Origin of the sequence: Kribbella sp. NPDC048915 (assembly GCF_040649595.1) — a bacterium.
Lineage (GTDB): Bacteria > Actinomycetota > Actinomycetes > Propionibacteriales > Kribbellaceae > Kribbella.
Window position 1 is genome coordinate 46167 of record NZ_JBEZFT010000028.1, and the last position, 16723, is coordinate 62889.

14 protein-coding genes are annotated in these 16723 nt (G+C 69.0%); 8 read left to right on the forward strand and 6 right to left on the reverse strand.

The annotated features are described in order from the left end of the window. Positions 1-24 precede the first annotated feature (24 nt). A complete protein-coding gene (locus tag AB0B82_RS16935) occupies positions 25-2325 on the forward strand; it encodes an ATP-binding domain-containing protein (RefSeq protein WP_360168449.1) in 2301 nt (766 codons plus the stop codon). Here the strand turns inward: AB0B82_RS16935 and AB0B82_RS16940 are convergent. Then, on the reverse strand, positions 2282-3127 hold the full coding sequence (locus tag AB0B82_RS16940) for a helix-turn-helix transcriptional regulator (RefSeq protein ID WP_360168452.1): 846 nt from the start codon (positions 3125-3127) through the stop codon (positions 2282-2284). The genes AB0B82_RS16935 and AB0B82_RS16940 overlap by 44 nt on opposite strands. Positions 3128-3228: 101 nt before the next feature. Here AB0B82_RS16940 and AB0B82_RS16945 point away from each other — a divergent pair, with 101 nt between their 5' ends. Both AB0B82_RS16945 and AB0B82_RS16950 read left to right on the forward strand, forming a co-directional pair. Continuing rightward, positions 3229-4014: an alcohol dehydrogenase catalytic domain-containing protein gene (locus tag AB0B82_RS16945; protein ID WP_360168455.1), complete on the forward strand. Its 786-nt coding sequence runs from the start codon at positions 3229-3231 to the stop codon at positions 4012-4014. Next, positions 4011-4265, forward strand: a complete 255-nt coding sequence (locus AB0B82_RS16950) for a hypothetical protein (RefSeq protein WP_360168458.1) — start codon at positions 4011-4013, stop codon at positions 4263-4265. Before AB0B82_RS16945 ends, AB0B82_RS16950 begins: the two co-directional genes overlap by 4 nt. Positions 4266-4513: 248 nt before the next feature. On the opposite strand, the gene AB0B82_RS16955 is transcribed toward AB0B82_RS16950, so the two are convergent. After that, a complete protein-coding gene (locus AB0B82_RS16955) occupies positions 4514-5134 on the reverse strand; it encodes a hypothetical protein (RefSeq protein WP_360168461.1) in 621 nt (206 codons plus the stop codon). Between the two features lie 190 nt (positions 5135-5324). Here AB0B82_RS16955 and AB0B82_RS16960 point away from each other — a divergent pair, with 190 nt between their 5' ends. Together AB0B82_RS16960 and AB0B82_RS16965 are read left to right on the forward strand one after the other, a co-directional pair. Then, positions 5325-7751, forward strand: coding sequence for a transglycosylase domain-containing protein (locus AB0B82_RS16960; protein WP_360168463.1), 2427 nt, complete (start codon positions 5325-5327; stop codon positions 7749-7751). A 44-nt stretch (positions 7752-7795) separates the two neighbouring features. Continuing rightward, a complete protein-coding gene (locus AB0B82_RS16965; protein ID WP_360168466.1) occupies positions 7796-9067 on the forward strand; it encodes an aminotransferase class I/II-fold pyridoxal phosphate-dependent enzyme in 1272 nt (423 codons plus the stop codon). On the opposite strand, the gene AB0B82_RS16970 is transcribed toward AB0B82_RS16965, so the two are convergent. After that, the gene (locus AB0B82_RS16970; protein ID WP_360168469.1) at positions 9058-9582 is read right to left on the reverse strand and encodes a PaaI family thioesterase; all 525 of its coding nucleotides are present in this window, start codon (positions 9580-9582) and stop codon (positions 9058-9060) included. The two genes, AB0B82_RS16965 and AB0B82_RS16970, sit on opposite strands and share 10 nt — an antisense overlap. 64 nt (positions 9583-9646) lie before the next feature. Between AB0B82_RS16970 and AB0B82_RS16975 the strand changes: the two genes are divergently transcribed. After that, complete coding sequence (locus tag AB0B82_RS16975) at positions 9647-10135, forward strand: helix-turn-helix domain-containing protein (RefSeq protein ID WP_360168472.1); 489 nt, start codon at positions 9647-9649, stop codon at positions 10133-10135. Between the two features lie 79 nt (positions 10136-10214). Continuing rightward, positions 10215-10892, forward strand: a complete 678-nt coding sequence (locus AB0B82_RS16980; RefSeq protein ID WP_360168475.1) for an excalibur calcium-binding domain-containing protein — start codon at positions 10215-10217, stop codon at positions 10890-10892. 18 nt (positions 10893-10910) lie between these two features. Here AB0B82_RS16980 and AB0B82_RS16985 read toward each other — a convergent pair whose 3' ends face one another. Together AB0B82_RS16985 and AB0B82_RS16990 are read right to left on the reverse strand one after the other, a co-directional pair. Continuing rightward, positions 10911-12341, reverse strand: coding sequence for a hypothetical protein (locus tag AB0B82_RS16985; RefSeq protein ID WP_360168477.1), 1431 nt, complete (start codon positions 12339-12341; stop codon positions 10911-10913). Between the two features lie 91 nt (positions 12342-12432). Further along, on the reverse strand, positions 12433-13794 hold the full coding sequence (locus AB0B82_RS16990; protein ID WP_360168478.1) for an NAD-dependent succinate-semialdehyde dehydrogenase: 1362 nt from the start codon (positions 13792-13794) through the stop codon (positions 12433-12435). A 234-nt stretch (positions 13795-14028) separates the two neighbouring features. Here AB0B82_RS16990 and AB0B82_RS16995 point away from each other — a divergent pair, with 234 nt between their 5' ends. Then, a complete protein-coding gene (locus AB0B82_RS16995) occupies positions 14029-16089 on the forward strand; it encodes a M6 family metalloprotease domain-containing protein (RefSeq protein WP_360168480.1) in 2061 nt (686 codons plus the stop codon). Here the strand turns inward: AB0B82_RS16995 and AB0B82_RS17000 are convergent. After that, the gene (locus tag AB0B82_RS17000) at positions 16054-16719 is read right to left on the reverse strand and encodes a histone deacetylase (RefSeq protein ID WP_360168483.1); all 666 of its coding nucleotides are present in this window, start codon (positions 16717-16719) and stop codon (positions 16054-16056) included. The two genes, AB0B82_RS16995 and AB0B82_RS17000, sit on opposite strands and share 36 nt — an antisense overlap. Positions 16720-16723: the final 4 nt, after the last annotated feature.

Genomic DNA, 16723 nt, shown 5'->3' on the forward strand with positions numbered 1-16723 from the left:
TCAGAATATCAGGTGATTCCGGCATTGACAAGAGTTTTGGGGGCAGCCGTGCTGGAGCAGGAGATCGCCGCAGAACAAGGCGAAGTGACGGACATGTACGAGCGGCTCGACGTACTGCGGGAGCAGGCACGGAGCGAGTTGGGACGGGTACAGGGCGAGAAAACCACCGGAACGGATCAGGCCTGGTCGGAACGCGAGTCGTTCACCGAGCTGTATTCCGGGCGGTTCTCGCAATTGTCGTCGGTGGAACGCGGATTGTGTTTCGGCCGGATCGACGAGATCGGCGGCGAGCGGTACCACATCGGCCGGATCGGGTTGTTCGACGACGACTACAACCCGCTGCTGATCGACTGGCGGACACCGGTCGCGCAGGTGTTCTACCGGGCCACCGCCGCCGCTCCGCTCGGCGTCAAGCGGCGGCGGCACATCAGGCTGCACGGCCGGACCGTGGTGGGTGTCGACGACGACCTGCTGGACGCCGACGCGATCGACGACGGCGAGCGCAGCACGCTGATCGGCGAGGCGGCGCTGCTCGCCTCACTCGGTGCGAACCGGACCGGCCGGATGAACGAGATCGTGGCGACGATCCAGTCGGAACAGGACGAGATCATCCGATCGGAGCTCCGCGGCGCACTGGTGGTGCAGGGCGGTCCGGGCACGGGCAAGACCGTCGTAGCGCTGCACCGGGCCGCGTACCTGCTCTACACGCATCGCGAGCAACTCGGGCGCTCCGGCGTACTGATCGTCGGGCCGAACACCACGTTCCTGCGCTACATCGACCAGGTCCTCCCCTCACTCGGCGAGAACGACGTCGTCCTGGCGACGATCGGCGAGCTGTTCCCGGGGGTCGTCGCGACCGCGCCGGAATCGGCCGAGGCCGCGCGGATCAAGGGCAGCCTCGCGATGGCCGAGGTGATCGACCGGGCGATCGCCGGCTTCCGGATCGTCCCGGCCGAGCCGATCCGGCTGAAGGTCGACCAGGACGAGCTGGTGCTCCGGCCGGCCACGATCCGCAAGGCGCAGCAGGCGGCGCTCTCGGCGCAGCCACTGCACAACCGGGCTCGCCCGCTCTTCGTCCGGCGAATTCTGGCGGCGCTCACCGATCAGGTGGTCCGCCGGATCGGACCGCAGTACGTCGGGGAGGCGGACGTCGAGGACCTTCAGCACGAGCTGTTCCAGGAGGATCAGGTCCTCGAGGTTCTCGACCGCCTGTGGCCCGAGCTCACGCCGCAACTACTGGTGTCGCTGTTGTTCTCGTCCGACGACCGGCTCGCGGCCGCGGCGCCGCATCTGACCCAGGCGGAGCGTTCCGCCGTACTGCGCCCGCTCGACGCCGACTGGACCCCGTCGGACGCCGCGCTGCTCGACGAGGCGGCCGAGCTGCTCGGCGACACCGCGGAGGTCGTGGTCGGGCGCAAGCGGCGTGCCGCCGAGGAAGCGGCGGCGGTCGAGGAGAGCCGGAAGTACGCATCCGGCGTGGTCGACATCGAGCTGACTGCCGAGCGGATCACGGTCGAGCCGTGGGAGATCGAGCAGTTCCGGGACCTGATCGCGCAGCGGACCCGCGTGTTCGCCCTGCCGGACCCGAGCGCCGCCAGTGTGGTGAACGACCGGTCGTGGCGGTTCGGCCACGTGATCGTCGACGAGGCTCAGGAACTGTCCGCGATGGATTGGCGGATGCTGATGCGGCGCTGCCCGCGCCGGTCGATGACGATCGTCGGCGACATCGCGCAGACCGGCTCGGCCGCCGGGGTCCGGTCCTGGGCGGAGCTGCTCGGCCACTACGCGCCCGGTCGCTGGCGGACCGCCGAGCTGACCGTGAACTACCGCACGCCGACCGAGATCATGGCCGTCGCCGCCGGCGTTCTCACCGCGATCGACCCGACCCGGAAACCGCCGGCCTCGGTCCGGGAGACCGGCGTCGAGCCGTACATCGATCCGGTGCCCGCGGCCGCGCTCACCGACGCTGTCCGGACCGCGATCACCTTCGAACGCAAGGAGCTCGGCGACGGCCGGCTCGCGGTGATCGTCCCGGCGGCGCGGTACGACGAGTTCGCGGCCGCACTGCCCGCGGTGGCCCACGGCCACGACCCGTCGGTCCTCGACGGCGCGGTCGCGCTGTACGACGTCGCGCAGTCGAAAGGGCTGGAGTTCGACACGGTGCTGATCGCCGATCCGGCCGGCATCGTCGCCGAGTCGGACCGCGGTCTGTCCGACCTCTACGTGGCGATCACCCGCGCGACCAAGCGGCTGGTTGTCCTCGGCAACCTCCCGGACGTGCTCAGACAGATTCCTGGGTCGCCTCCCAGCTGGCCAGGAGTTTGAACGCGTCGGCGGTGGCGCTGCCGGCGGGTGCGGTGTAGACGACCATGACCAGGCCGGGATCGGACGGGATGTCCATCGCCTGGAAGTCGAGCTCGAGGTCGCCGACGACCGGATGGTGCATGCGTTTGCGGCCGGAGCGGTGGAAGCGCACGTTGTGGGACGCCCACCGGGTCCGGAAGTCGTCGCTGCGGGTCGACAGCTCGCCGATCAGTTCGACGAACGCCTTGTCGTGCGGATTCTTCGCCGCCTGCAGCCGCAGGATCGCGGCGACGTCGTCGGCGGCGCGGCTCCAGTCCCCGAACAGGTCCCGCGCGGCCGGGTGGAGGAAGGTGAACCGGGCGATGTTCGGCCGCGGGTCGGCGAACATGTCGGCGTACAGCGCGCGGGCGAGGCTGTTCGCCGACAGAACATCGAGGCGGTCGTTGCGGATCTGTGCCGGTACGTCGGTGATCGCGTCCAGCACCTGCTGCAACTCGGGCCGCAGGCGTTTGGCCGGCGATCGCCGGCGGGCCGGCTGGGCATCAGCTTCGCGGGCGAGTGTGAACAGGTGGTCGCGTTCGGCCTCGTCGAGCTGCAGCGCCCGGGCCAGCGCCTCCAGGACACTGTCCGACGCACCGGCGAGGTTTCCGCGCTCCATCCGCACGTAGTAGTCCACCGAGACACCGGCCAGCAAGGCGACCTCCTCGCGGCGCAGCCCCTGCACGCGACGATTGCCGCCGTACGCGGGCAGACCGGCCTGCAGCGGAGTGAGCCGCGCACGCCGCGAGCTGAGGAACTCCTTGATCTCGGCCCGATGGTCCATGGCGTCCAGCCTACGATCCGGTCCCAGTAGGAGGGAGGCACTGGCAGTACCTGTAACAACAGGCACTGCCGCGAGGGCCCTCCGCCTCCTTCACTGGGGGCATGCGAGCTACCTACATCTACGGCGCCGGAGACGTGCGCGTCATCGACGTACCGGACCCGGCCGTTCAAGAACCCACCGACGCCGTGGTGCGCGTGACCCAGTCCTGCATCTGCGGTTCGGATCTGCACTCGTACCTTGACCTGCCCGCGACACCGGACGGGCGCACCATCGGCCATGAATTCGTGGGCGTCGTCGAGGACGTCGGACGGGACGTCACGACGATCCGGAAAGGCGATTTCGTCATCGCGCCGTTCGCCTGGTCGGACGGCACCTGCGACTTCTGCCGCGAAGGCCTGCACACGTCATGCCGGCACGGCGGCTTCTGGAACGCGAACGGCGTCGGCGGCGGCCAGGCGGAAGCGGTCCGGGTACCGCAAGCGGACGGCACACTGTTCGTTGTGCCCGGCGCGGTGGATCCCGCACTGCTTCCGTCGCTGCTGACGCTGTCCGACGTGTACGGGACCGGGTACCACGCCGCGCTCACGGGCCGCGTGTCGGCGCGGACCTCGGTCACGGTGATCGGCGACGGCGCGGTCGGCCTGCTCGCCGTCCTGTCCGCACGGCAACTCGGGGCCGAGCGCATCATCCTGATGGGCCGGCACAAGGACCGCACCGACCTCGGGGTCGAGTTCGGCGCCACGGACGTGGTCCCCGAGCGCGGAGCGGAAGGGATCGCGAAGGTCCGCGAACTCACCGGCGGCGACGGTACGCACGTAGTACTCGAGGCCGTCGGGCACTACCCGGCGTACGAACAGGCCGCCGGCTTGTCCGCCCAGGTGGTGTGATCAGCCGCGTCGGCGTCCCGCAGTACGAGCAACTGCCGCTCGGGTTCGGATTGTCCTTTTTGTCCAACATCACCCTGACCGGTGGCCCCGCACCGGCCCGCGCGTACATCGAGCGGTTGCTCCCCGGAATTCTCGACGGCACCGTTGCCCCCGGCAAAGTGTTCGACCGCACCCTCGACCTCACCGACGCCGCAGACGGCTACCGCGCAATGGACGACCGCACCGCCCTCAAGGTTCTGCTCCGCCCCTAGATGATTGATGCATGGCCTGGTCTGGATTCGGTGGTCGTAGGGTGGTGGAGCCGAGGACGCGTGTGGCGTGTGGCGTGTGGCGCGTGTCAGGTCGACAGGACGTCTCCCGTGCCAGAGGCCACAGCTGAGCGTGAATCAGACCCCGAACACACCCGCCCCGCACCACACGAACTGTCGAGCGTGCACACCTTCGGGCCGGGCATCAATCATCTAGGGCTCCCCCAGCGGGCGCGGCAGTGTGCGACTGTTCAGCCTGCCAGGGTGATCGATGTTGTTGCCTTGGCGAGCACCTTGGTGAGCAGAGCCCGGTCTGGCAGCCGGCCGCCGACGGTCAGCTCGACGTTCGGCGTTGTCATGCCCCACATTCCGAGGTACCGCGTGGCGACCCACCGCGTCGTCGATCCCTGCCGATACGTATAGACGAGCGTTGTCATCGTCAACGGTCCTTGGCCCGCGTTCATCGTGGTCGTGCGGCGGCTCAGGACCTTCAATCCCGGCGTACCCCGCAACGCGGCCTGTTTACGCTGCGCGGCGGCCGCGGTGCTGATCTCTTCCCGGAGGTTCATCCGGATCCGGATCATCCGCGGCGCCGTCCGGTCGGCGAACCGGTAGTGATCGGTCCCGAGCCGGATCGCCCGCCAGTTCTTCGGCAGTACCGCCGACGCGGCACAGCCGTACTCCGGATAACAGTTGAAGTACCGCGTCCCGAAGTACGGCGAGCTCACCGTACTCGCCGTACTCGCGCTCACCCCGGCCGAACGCGCGACCCCCGCGTTCGCCGCCGCCGACGCCGACGCCGACGACAACACTCCCGACAACACCATCGCCGCAACCCCGACGGCCGCGGTCCCTGCTCCCCAGCGCTTCATCCCCGGTTCCCCCTTGTCCCCGTGCTGCGTCTGATGGTGGTGTGACGCCGCGCTCCCCCGATCAGTTGGACAGGTACTGGTACTTCGTAGTGAAATCGTGACTACAGAGGGTGAGATCGTTGGGTGAATGTGTAAATTCCGTAACGAGGAGACTCCCGGAAGGCACCGTCCTCACGTAACCTGCCCAACCATGCACAGAGGCGAACGGCGGGCCAAGCGGCCCAACGTCGTGTGGTCGGTGTTCGTGTTCCTGGGGGTCAGCCTGCTCTCCGGAGCGCTGGTCGCGGGACTGGCGTTGCCGTTCGCGGGACTCGCCGGCGTCACCACGGCGAAGGCGCACGACACCGTCCAGTACCTGCCGCAGGACCTGCAGACGGCGCCGTTGGCGCAGAAGTCGATCATCCAGGACTCCGAGGGCAAGACGATCGCCACGCTGTATCAGCAGAACCGGACGCCGGTGACGCTGAAGCAGATCAGCCCGATCATGCTGAAGGCGATCGTCGCGATCGAGGACGACCGGTTCTACGAGCACGGCGCGCTCGACTTCAAGGGCACGCTCCGCGCGCTGCTGCGCAACCAGACCTCCGGCGGCGTCCAGCAGGGCGGCTCGAGCATCACCCAGCAGTACGTGAAGCTGAGCCTGATCAACAAGGCGCGCACACCCGAGGAGGTCCGGCAGGCCACCGCCGAGACCTATGAGCGCAAGATCGCCGAACTGCGCTACGCGATCGCGGTCGAGAAGGAAGTCAGCAAGAACGAGATCCTCAACCGCTACCTGAACCTCGCCTTCTTCGGCGACCGCTCGTACGGTATCGAGGCCGCGGCGATGCACTACTACGGCGTGCACGCGGCCAAGCTGAACCTGCCGCAGGCGGCGATGCTGGCCGGCCTGGTGAAGAACCCGACCGGCTACGACCCGATCGACAATCCGAAGCGCGCCAAGGCCCGCCGCGACGTCGTCCTGCGCCGGATGCAGGAACTGAACATCATCACCGCCAAGCAGGCCGCGGACGCGATCAAGACGCCGGTGATCGACCTGGCGAAGGTCCGGGTCATCCCGAGCGGCTGCGCGAACTCGACGTACCCGTTCTTCTGCGAGTACGTCGTCGCGAAACTGAAGGCGAACAACGCGTTCGGGAAGACTCCGGAGGAGCGCGAGAACTACATCGAGACCTCGGGCATCGTGGTCAAGACCTCGCTCGACCGGAAGGCGCAGGCCGCCGCCGACGCCGCGATCCGCAAGCATTCCAAGGCGACCGACCAGGTCGTTGCCGCGATCACCCTGGTCGAGCCCGGCACCGGTCTGGTGAAGGCGATGGCGCAGAGCCGGCAGTACGGCGCGAAGAAGGGTCAGACGGCGTACAACTACAACGTCGAGAAGTCCTACCCGGGCGGTTTCGGCGGGTTCCAGAACGGGTCGACGATGAAGGCCTTCACGATCGCCGCCGCGATCGGCAAGGGCGTGCCGACGACGTACCGGATCCGGTCACCGCAGACCATCAGCCTCGGCGGCCAGAACTTCAGTACCTGCAACGGTCCGACGTCGGTGGATTCGTACAACCCGAAGAACTCGACCAGGACGGTCATCGATCCGTCGATGGTGCAGGCGGCGAAGGCCTCGACCAACACCTACTTCCTGCAGTTGTCGCGACAGATCGGTCTGTGCCCGATCGCGACCGTCGCGGACAAGCTCGGCATGTACGACGCCCAGACGATGAAGCCGCTGGAGCAGGTCGTTTCGTTCACGCTCGGCTCGGCGGGTCTGATCACGCCGGTGATGCTGGCGAACGCCTACGCGACGTTCGCGGCCCGCGGGATGTACTGCAACCCGCAGATCATCACGTCGGTGACCTCGCTGAAGACCGGTAAGCCGATCCCGACCCCGGGGCCGAACTGCCACCGGGTGCTGTCGCCGAGCGTCGCGGACGGCGTCAACTACGTGCTGCAGGCGGTCATGGAGAAGGACGGCACCGGCGGCAAGCTGAAGTTCGGTACCAGCGACCTGGCCGGCAAGACCGGTACGACCGACGAGAACAAGGCGGTCTGGTTCGCCGGCTACACCTCGAAGCTGGCCGCCGCCTCGGTGGTCGCCGACGCCGACCCGCCCGCGAAGAACATGATCAACCAGATCTTCAACGGCAAGACGCTCCGGGACGCCTCGGGATCCGGCACCGCCGGGCCGATCTGGGAGGACGCGATGCGCGCCGCGCTGACCGGCCTGCCGACCACGAAGTTCGTCCGCCCCGACGACAAGATCATCCGCGGCGACGTGAAGGACCTGCCGTACCTCAAGGGCATGACCCCGGCGGACGCGGCCGCGAAACTCGCGTCGATGGGCTTCAAGACCCAGATGGACCACGGCCCGCGCGTCGACTCCGACGCCCCCGACGGCACGGTCGCCTGGACCAACCCGCGCCAGGAGGACGGCGCCCCCGAAGGCTCCACGGTCCTGCTCTACATCTCCAACGGCAGCAAGGCCAAGCCCACGCCGCCCCCGGTACCGCCCACGATCACACCGCCGGTCCCACCGGGCACTCCCCCGACCATCAAGCCCCCGCCCGGCTTCCCCACCTGTCCACCATGGGACCCGCGCTACCCCAAGTGCAAACGGGGCTGACTAGGCTGGGGGCCTACACCTAGTACTTGTGAAAGGACTCCCCCGTGAGTGTGGATGAGCTGGTCGGGCAGGTCGAGCGTGCGCGCCGGGATTACGAGGCGCTGGTGGCCGAGGGCCTGAAGCTGGATCTGACCCGGGGGAAGCCTTCGCCCAAGCAGCTCGACGCGGCGAACGGGGTGCTCAACCTGAGCGGTGACCCGGTCGGCGCGGACGGGACCGACCTGCGCAACTACGGCGGGCTGACCGGTCTGCCGGAGGTGCGGGCGATCTTCGCCCCGGACCTGCAGGTGCCGGTCGACCAGCTGGTCGCCGCCGGGAACTCGAGCCTCGAGCTGATGCACGACGCGATCGTGTTCGCGCTGCTCGGCACCGTCCCGGGCGCGGAGCAGCGCTGGGTCGACGTCGAGGGCATCACGTTCCTCTGCCCGGTGCCGGGGTACGACCGGCACTTCGGCATCTGCGAGCGGTACGGTATCAAGATGGTCCCGGTACCGATGACGCCCGACGGGCCGGACATGGACGTCGTCGAGCGGCTGGTCGCCGAGGACGCCTCGGTCAAGGGCATCTGGTGCGTGCCGAAGTACAGCAACCCCGACGGCACCGTGTACTCCGACGAGACGGTCCGCCGGCTCGCCGCGATGCCGACCGCGGCGCCGGACTTCCGGATCTTCTGGGACAACGCGTATGCCGTCCACCACCTGACCGACTCCCCCGCGCAGCTGGCCGACATCCTCGCGCTCAGCGCCGAGCACGGGAACGCGGACCGGCCGTTCGTCTTCGGCTCGAGCTCGAAGATCACCTTCGCCGGCGCCGGGGTGGCGTTCTTCGGCTCGTCGCCCGCGAACATCGAGTGGTGGCTGAGCCACACCGTCAAGCGCAGCATCGGCCCGGACAAGATCAACCAGCTCCGGCACGTGCAGTTCCTCCGCGACGCCGAGGGTCTGCGCGAGCACATGCGGACGCTGGCCGAGCTGATCCGGCCGAAGTTCGACGCCGTGGAGAAGATCCTCAGCGCCGAGCTGGGCGGCACCGGGCTCGCCACCTGGACGACACCGGCCGGCGGGTACTTCGTCAGCCTGCAGGTTCCGGAGGGCTGCGCCCGCGAGGTGGTCGCGAAGGCCAAGGCGGCCGGGATCGCGATCACGCCGGCCGGTGCGACGCACCCGTACGGCGACGACCCGACCGACTCGTTCATCCGGATCGCGCCGACGTTCCCGGAGCTGCCCGAGGTCGAGTCGGCGATGGTCGGCCTGGCCACCTGCGTCCGGCTGGTCGCGAGCGAGAAGCTGCTCGCTCAGCAGAACGCTCAGGCCTGAGGCAGGTCGAACAGCAAGCAGTTCGACGTTGCGTGGGCGAGGAGTTTGCCGCGGTCGTCGTACAGGTGCGCCTCGGCGACCGCCGTACGACGACCGCGGCTGATGATCCCGCCCTCGCACCGCAGCAGACCCGATGCGATCGTGACCGGCCGGACGAAGCGGGTCATCAGGTCGAGTGACGTGTAGCCGACCCCGGCCGGAAGCGTCGAATGCACGGTACAGCCGGCGGCGGTGTCGAGCAGGGTCGCGATGACGCCGCCGTGCACGGTGCCGAGCGGGTTGTAGTGGAACTCGGCCACCGGCATCAGCACGCTGACCTTGCCCTCCTCGACCTCGATCGCGGCACCGCCGACCAGGTGCAGGATCGGCGGCGCCGGCAGCAGGCCGTCGCGCATCGCCTGCAGCATCTCCAGCCCCGACGAGCGGCCGACCTGCGCCGCGGTCGCGGCCGGATCGCTCCAGGTGAAGGTCCGGCTCCTGGTGTCCTGCGCGGTCTGCAACTCCTGCTGGGTCATGGATCGAGCCTCACATCCGGACTTGGGTCTGTCAACGAGACCTAGCCCTCACTACGATGCGGCTATGAGCAGTACGACGTACAACCCGCTGGACTGGTCGGTGGACAACTGCCCGATCGGCCGGACCATGGAGATCCTCGGCGAGCGCTGGACGGTGGTGGTGCTGCGGGAGGTGTTCAGCGGCATCCGCCGGTTCGACGATCTGCGAGTCCGCACCGACATCCCCCGCCAGGTGCTGTCCAACCGGCTCGCGAAGCTGGTCGAGCACGACATCCTGCGTCGTACGCCGTACCGCGAACCGGGGGCGCGGCAGCGGTACGAGTACCGCCTGACCGAACGCGGCCTCGATCTGTACCCGATCCTGATCGCGATCCGCGACTGGGGCGACAAGTACCTGAGCGGACCCGAGGGGTCGCCGCTCACCGTCCACCACCGCGACTGCGGCTCACCGGTGCACACCGAACTGCACTGCGCCGCCGGCCATCCGGTGCGGTCCGCGCGGGACGCCGTACCGCGGCCCGGACCGGGGGCCCGGCGGCGCGCAAACGCTTGATTTGTTAGGGTTTCGGCCCCTCCTGCACCTACTGGTCGCGGCACCTCGGTAAGCTGCTGCCGCGACTGGGGGAGGAACAGTGAGGCAGTTCAACGCACCGCCCGGTTGGCCCGACCCGCCGACCGCCCGCTGGCGTCCCGACAAGGGCTGGCGCCCGCCGGAATCATGGCCGCCCGCACCCCGCGGATGGGCCTTCTGGGTCGACGAGGCCGGTCGCCCGGTCCGCGGCCCGATCGGCCGGTACGGCGGACCGAGCCGGGTGAAGGTCGGCGCGATCGCGGGCGTACCGCTGGCGCTGATCGCGCTGGTGCTGGCGAATCCGTTCGGCGACGGCAACGACACCGCAGGCACCGTACCGCTCTTCGGCCGGACCACTTCGCCGCCGGCGAGCGCGGCGGCCACGCCGACCACCGCGCCGTCGGGGACGCCCGGATCGGTCACTCCACAGCGGACCGAGGCGAGCCCGACCGCGAACGAGCCCACCGAGCGGCCGACATCCCCGACGTCAGCACCGCCGTCGAAGGCGACGTCCGCGCCGACCCAAGCGCCCACGACCACGCGGACCCAGCCGACCACGGCACGGGTGACCACGGCAACGGCGACCGCCGCACCGGCGACCACGACCGCCGTGACGTTCCGGTCGTGCGCCGAGGCCCGCGCGGCCGGTAAGGCGCCGCTGTACCGCGGCCAGCCTGGCTACTCGGCCGCACTGGACCACAACGGCGACGGCGTCGCCTGCGACCGCGGCAACTCCTGACCCCCGCCCGCTGCCGACTCAGCGGAACAGCAGCGGGCGGAACGCCGCCTGAACCTGGGCATTGCTGGGTGTGACAGCTCTGGTCCGGTCCCCGGAGTACCAGTTGCTGAGGTAGTACGGGCAGCTCTCACCGGAGATGCTCAACGTGGTGCTCAGCACGAGGCGAGCGGTCCGGAGCTCGTACACCCGCACCGGGACCGTCACCTTCCGGAAGGTCACCTGGGTCACCGGACCGTACGGGCTGTTCTCCGGAACGTACGGGCACGTCCTCGTCGCAGCACCGAGCCCCTCCTCCCCGGTGCAGACCACGATCTTCGCGCGATACGGATCGCTGAGTTTCCAGCCCGCCGGCAACTGGTCGATGTGGTCAGTACCTTCCCCGAGGAAGATCGCCGGGTTGTACCCCCGGCCGAACGGCTTGGCGCCGCTGTACCGCGCGGGCCTCGAGCAGTAGTCGCCGCTTGTGATCAGGTCACGGACGTTCTCGAGCTCGAGAGCAAGCACGGCCCGGGTGATGCCCGCGCGGGCGCGCGCCGACTGCTTGGCCTTGGGGTAACTGCTGACCAACCGCTGATATGTCGTGAGCGCCTTCTGCCATTCGTCCTGCGAGGCGTAGCTGTCCGCGCAGGCGAGCAAGGCGTTCGGCTCGATCCGCGCCACGACGGCGTTCCCACGGTCGAGCACGTTGTGGGTCAGCTTCCGCGCGCCCAGCCACGCCGTGAGATCGGTCTTCGGGCACGGCTTCATCGCCTGCAGGTCTTTGACGAACCGATCCATGGCGGCGCCCGCCGTTTGCTGGTGCCGTGGATCGCCCGCCACGTCGTCCAGGATCTCGTACGCTTCCCGGAGCGCCATGGTGTCGTTCTCCTGCGTCGCCGTGTAGAGCAAGCCCTCGGCGTTGCTCAGCGTGCCGCAGATCTCGGCGTCGCGGTCGCCGCGCTCCATCGCCCGTCCCGCGACGAGCCGGTCACCGAACCAGACCCTCCCCTGGGCCTGCACCACCTCGACGCACCTCCCCGCCTCGCGCGCCGCCGTCACCTCGTCCTCGACGGCGGCCGCGCCGCGTTTCAGGAAGATCGCGGTACCGACGACGGCGAGCGTGACCACGGCCGCGACGATGCGCTTCGGAATGCTCGACTTCCGATCGGACTTCCGGGCAGCCAGGAAGTACCCGTGCACCACCTGCAGCAGTCCCCAGCCGAGTAGGGCGAACTGGTACGCCGCATCCTTGCGCTGGTACATCAGCACGAGAAGTACCGTCGTACCCGCCAGGCCGAGGAACCCGAAGAACGGGCGGCGGGCCAGGAAGTAACCCAGGCCCAGCAACGAAGCGTTGCCCAGGGCAACGGCAGGCGGATCGTCAGTGCGCCGGCGCGGGGGTTTCGGCAGCGTCGGCGGCGGGCCCGGGTACGGCATGCCCTGCGGGGGCGGCAACTGCTGGAAGCTCATCGGCATCGCTCTCGCTCGCGGAGTGTCTCACCTCCACCCTGCCGCCGCTCACCTCCCCGCAAGGCCCGCTGACCGCTTCCTGTCACCCGACTCAGGCGAGGCGGATCGACTTCTTGTTCATGAACTCCTCGATGCCGGCGGGCCCGAGTTCGCGGCCGAGGCCGGAGCGTTTGATGCCGCCGAACGGGAGGTCGGCCTGGGATCCGCCGGCGCGGTTGATGTACACCATGCCCGCGTCGATCCGGTCGGCCACGCGACGGTTCCGCTCCGGGTCCGTGCCCCACACCGACGCGCCGAGCCCGAACGGCGTGTCGTTCGCGAGCTCGACTGCGTGGTCCTCGTCGTCCGCGCGGAAGACGATCACGACCGGCCCGAAGATCTCCTCGTAGTACGCATCCATGGCCGGAGTCACGTCGGTGAGCACCGTCGCCTCGAGGTACGCACCGGGTGTGATCCGCTTCCCGCCCGCGCGCAGCGTGGCGCCCTGCTCGACCGCCTTCGCGACCTGTGCGGCGACCTCGTCGGCGGCGGCGATCGAGGCGAGCGGCGGCAGCCTGGTCCCAGGGTCGGCCGGGTCACCGGGGACGTAGTACTCCGTCACACGCTTGACCAGGCGGTCGACGTACTCCTCGTAGATATCGGCGAGCACGATCATCCGCTTCGGCGCGTTACACGACTGACCGCAGTTGCGCATCCGCGCGGTCGCGGTCGCGTTCACCGTTTCGTCCAGGTCGTCGGTGTCGAGGACGATCAGCGGGTCGGAACCGCCCAGTTCGAGCACGGTCTTCTTCAGGTTCTTGCCGGCCTCCGCGGCGACCGCGATCCCGGCCTGTTCGCTGCCGGTCAGCGAGACGCCGGCGATCCGCGGGTCGGCGAGGATCGCGGGGATCTGCCGACTGGACGCGAACGTGTTCACGTACACATCCGCCGGTACGCCGGCCGCGTGCAGGATCTCCTCGATCGCGCGCGCGGACCGCGGGCAGATCGACGCGTGTTTGAGCAGGATCGTGTTGCCCAGCACGAGGTTCGGCGCGACGAACCGGGCGACCTGGTAGCAGGGGAAGTTCCACGGCATGATCCCGAGCAGCGCGCCGATCGGGCCCTTGGTGATGACCGCCTTGCCACCCCTGATGTCGATCGGTTCGTCAGCGAGCAGCGCCGGTCCGTGCTCGGCGTAGTACCGGAAGATGTCGACGACGATCCCGATCTCGCCGCGGCCCTCGTTGACCCGTTTGCCCATCTCCAGCGTCATGATCGCGGCCAGTTCGTCCGCCCGCTGTTCGAACAGATCCGCCGCTCGCGCGACGATCGCGGCGCGGTCCGACACCCGCCGCCGTCGCCAGTCCGGGTACGCCGCGTGCACCCGCCCGACCGCCGCCCGCACCTCCTCCTCCGTCGAGTTCGCCACTTCCTCCACCAACACCCCGCGCGCCGGATCGGTGACCGAGTACATGGGTAACCTCCATCCACATCAGAAGATGCCACCATACTGTATACAGTCTCCTCCCATGCTGTCTCCCGCCCAGTCGTTGGACGGCGCCAGCAGCGACCGTGTCGGCGACACGGGTGCGGTTGTGTCAGGGGTGTGGAGAGGGCATGCTCATGGCTGGTTCCCGTTGTGCCGCCCCTGTCCCGCCTCGTGATCGGATGCCCGCCCGTGTCTGAGCAACGGAAGTTACGTCGTGTTGTGCAATTGGTCGCCGTGCTGGCGGCCGTGTCGGTGCCATCGGTGGCGCTGGCTTCGCCGAGTGCTCCGCCGGATCCGGCGAACGCCTGGCAGTATCCGCACTGGCCGCAGCAGCAGCCCTGGCAGGAGTCGGGCCCGCAGGCCCGCGTCGCGAAGACCCTGTCGTCGGGGTTGCCGGGGCCGATCGACCCGCAGAACTGGAAGAACCCGGACCACATGACGTGGGACGACTACGTCAAACCACCGGGCACCGACTGGGCGAACCCCGACGTGAAGGGTTCGCAGCGCACGTTCAAGGGTGCGCTGGTGCTGCTCGACTACCCGAACCAGGACTTCGTCGTCACCCAGCCGAAGGGCTCGACGGTGTTCGGCAATCCGAGCGCGGCGGCGAACGGCGTACCGCGTGCCCAGGTCGCCACGTTCTACCGCGACTTCCTCAACAAGCCGCAGCCGCTGAACCACGGTCACACGCTGCACGAGTACTGGATGGAGGATTCCGGCGGCCGGTACGGCGTCGACCTCACCGCGTTCGGCCCGTACCGGCTGCCGGGCAAGTCGCACGAGTACGCGATGGAGTTCCAGGGCGGGGAGAGCTGCCCGGCCGGCGACAACTGCAACCGGAACATCCGTACCGACGGCAACGCGGCCTGGGTCGCCGATCAGGGTCCCGAGGTACCGGCCGGCTACGACTTCGTGTTCTTCCTCAGCGCCGGTCAGGACGAGTCGTCGACCTGGCAGGAGTTCGGGATGATGAAGTTCCCGACCAAGCAGGACGTCACCGACGACTTCGGCCCGCCGGACCCGGCGCTGCCGAACTGGTCGGACACCCGGTACGTCGACTGGACGTCCTGGGCGGCCGGCGCAGCAATCTGGCCGAACGCCGGCGGCGGCTCGTCGACGCAGGCGGAGAGCTCCGGGATGGGCGTGTTCGCGCACGAGTTCAGCCACATCCTCGGCATCGGCGACAACTACAACAACCCGTACGGCGTCCCGCCGCGGCGCTCGTACTCCGGCATCTGGGAGATGCTCAGCCGCGGCAGCTTCAACGGCCCGGGCGGTCCACACAGCCGCTGGATGATCCCGGCGACCGGTGGCGCGTCGATGGGCGCGCAACACATGCTGCGCAACAAGATCAAGCTGCAGATGGTCGACGAGCAGAACGTCCTGCGCCTGTCCCGCGAGGCGCTCGCGGGATCCGGCGTGGTGATCGCCAAGGTCAAGGCGCGCAGCGCGCAGCAGGGGTCCAAGGATCTGGCCGGCGTCAACGTCGAGCTCGGCGGCGCCGGCGATCTGAGCCCGTCGTGCAACCCGGCGGAGGATCCGATGTGCGACGGCGGCGGGTACCAGAACTACACCGTCGAGGTGGTCGACCGGATGGGTGCCGACTCGTTCACGCCGGATTCCGGCGTCCTGCTCGCGAAGACCAAGAACCAGGACCGTTCGCCGTTCGAGTGGGTGATCGACGCGAACCCGCAGGACATCAACATGACCGACTACGTGCTGCCCGACGGCACGAAGGTCCCGATCACGATCGGCGACTACCGCCAGCTGTCGGACGCGCTGTTCCACGCCGGGACGAACTCGGGCAGCGAGTACGAGTACACCGACACCGCGAACCGGCTGCACTTCTACATCACCGATGTGCACCGCGACGGCCAGGGCGTGCTGTTTTACACGGTCGCGATCCGTTCGCTCGACGGATCCGGTCCGCAGAAGCGCGGCGTACGGCTGCTGCCGACGGTCGCGAAGCCGGACCGCAACGGCGTCCAGACCTGCAGCTTCAAGCTGACCAACACCGGCAAGGCAGGGACGTCGTCCACGCAGCCCGAGGACGTCGCGCAGTACGTGCAGGGTGACGTCTACCGGCTGTCGGCCAAGAGCAACGGCTGGCCGATCGCCCTGCCGAACGCGCTCGCCACCGCGAACGCAGGCCAGCAGGTGACGGTCCCCGTCCACACCAAGGCGGGTGCCGGCCCGATCGGCAAGATCACCCTCACCGCGACCTCGGAGAGCGACCCGACCAAGTCAGCCAGCGCCACCTGCACCGCGATCAAGCGCTGAGTCCTGGAAGGCGTCAAGAGCCGACCGCAGAGCGCCGGGCGTCCATCCCAACCGGACGCCCGGCGCCGCGTGCAGGTACTCGACCACCCGATGGATGGCCCAGCCGTGGGCCTCGGCGAGGCCGGTGGCGATCCAGCGGAGGTACGGCGCTGTGGGGGCGACCGGATCGAGATCACCAGCGCTGTCGTGCGTGACGGTGAACATCGGGGCACCGCCGCGCTCCCCCAGCCGGACGACGGTCTCGTAGCGTCCAGGACCCATGGTGTGGGACTCCTCGACGTCCGGCAGCACCGACGCGACGTCCCGCGCGAACCGGCCGCCCGGCTCGCGGCGCATCTCCTGCGCCGCGACGTCGCCGACCTGATCCGGTGTCAGCAGGTACGCCCGCGCGGCGACCTGACCGGCCGTGGCCGGATCGAAGAGGGCCGAACCGCCGCCCCACACCGTGGAGGCCCCGGCGAACATCAGGCCGCCGGGGACGAGAGCTCGCTCCATCCGCGCGGGATCGCTGCGATCACGGCAGCCCGCATAGACGCGCGCACCGCCGACCGGGCGTCCGCCGGCGAGGTAACACCGGAACCGTCCGAGCGCGAGATTGGATCCGTAGGCGACGTACCAGACTCGCTTCATCGGA

Coding starts and splice junctions, on each gene's coding strand:
- AB0B82_RS16940 (WP_360168452.1), bottom strand. CDS start 3,127: ATGGACCATCGGGCCGAGATCAAGGAGTTCCTCAGCTCGCGGCGTGCG.
- AB0B82_RS16945 (WP_360168455.1), top strand. CDS start 3,229: ATGCGAGCTACCTACATCTACGGCGCCGGAGACGTGCGCGTCATCGAC.
- AB0B82_RS16955 (WP_360168461.1), bottom strand. CDS start 5,134: ATGAAGCGCTGGGGAGCAGGGACCGCGGCCGTCGGGGTTGCGGCGATG.
- AB0B82_RS16960 (WP_360168463.1), top strand. CDS start 5,325: ATGCACAGAGGCGAACGGCGGGCCAAGCGGCCCAACGTCGTGTGGTCG.
- AB0B82_RS16970 (WP_360168469.1), bottom strand. CDS start 9,582: ATGACCCAGCAGGAGTTGCAGACCGCGCAGGACACCAGGAGCCGGACC.
- AB0B82_RS16975 (WP_360168472.1), top strand. CDS start 9,647: ATGAGCAGTACGACGTACAACCCGCTGGACTGGTCGGTGGACAACTGC.
- AB0B82_RS16985 (WP_360168477.1), bottom strand. CDS start 12,341: ATGAGCTTCCAGCAGTTGCCGCCCCCGCAGGGCATGCCGTACCCGGGC.
- AB0B82_RS16990 (WP_360168478.1), bottom strand. CDS start 13,794: ATGTACTCGGTCACCGATCCGGCGCGCGGGGTGTTGGTGGAGGAAGTG.
- AB0B82_RS17000 (WP_360168483.1), bottom strand. CDS start 16,719: ATGAAGCGAGTCTGGTACGTCGCCTACGGATCCAATCTCGCGCTCGGA.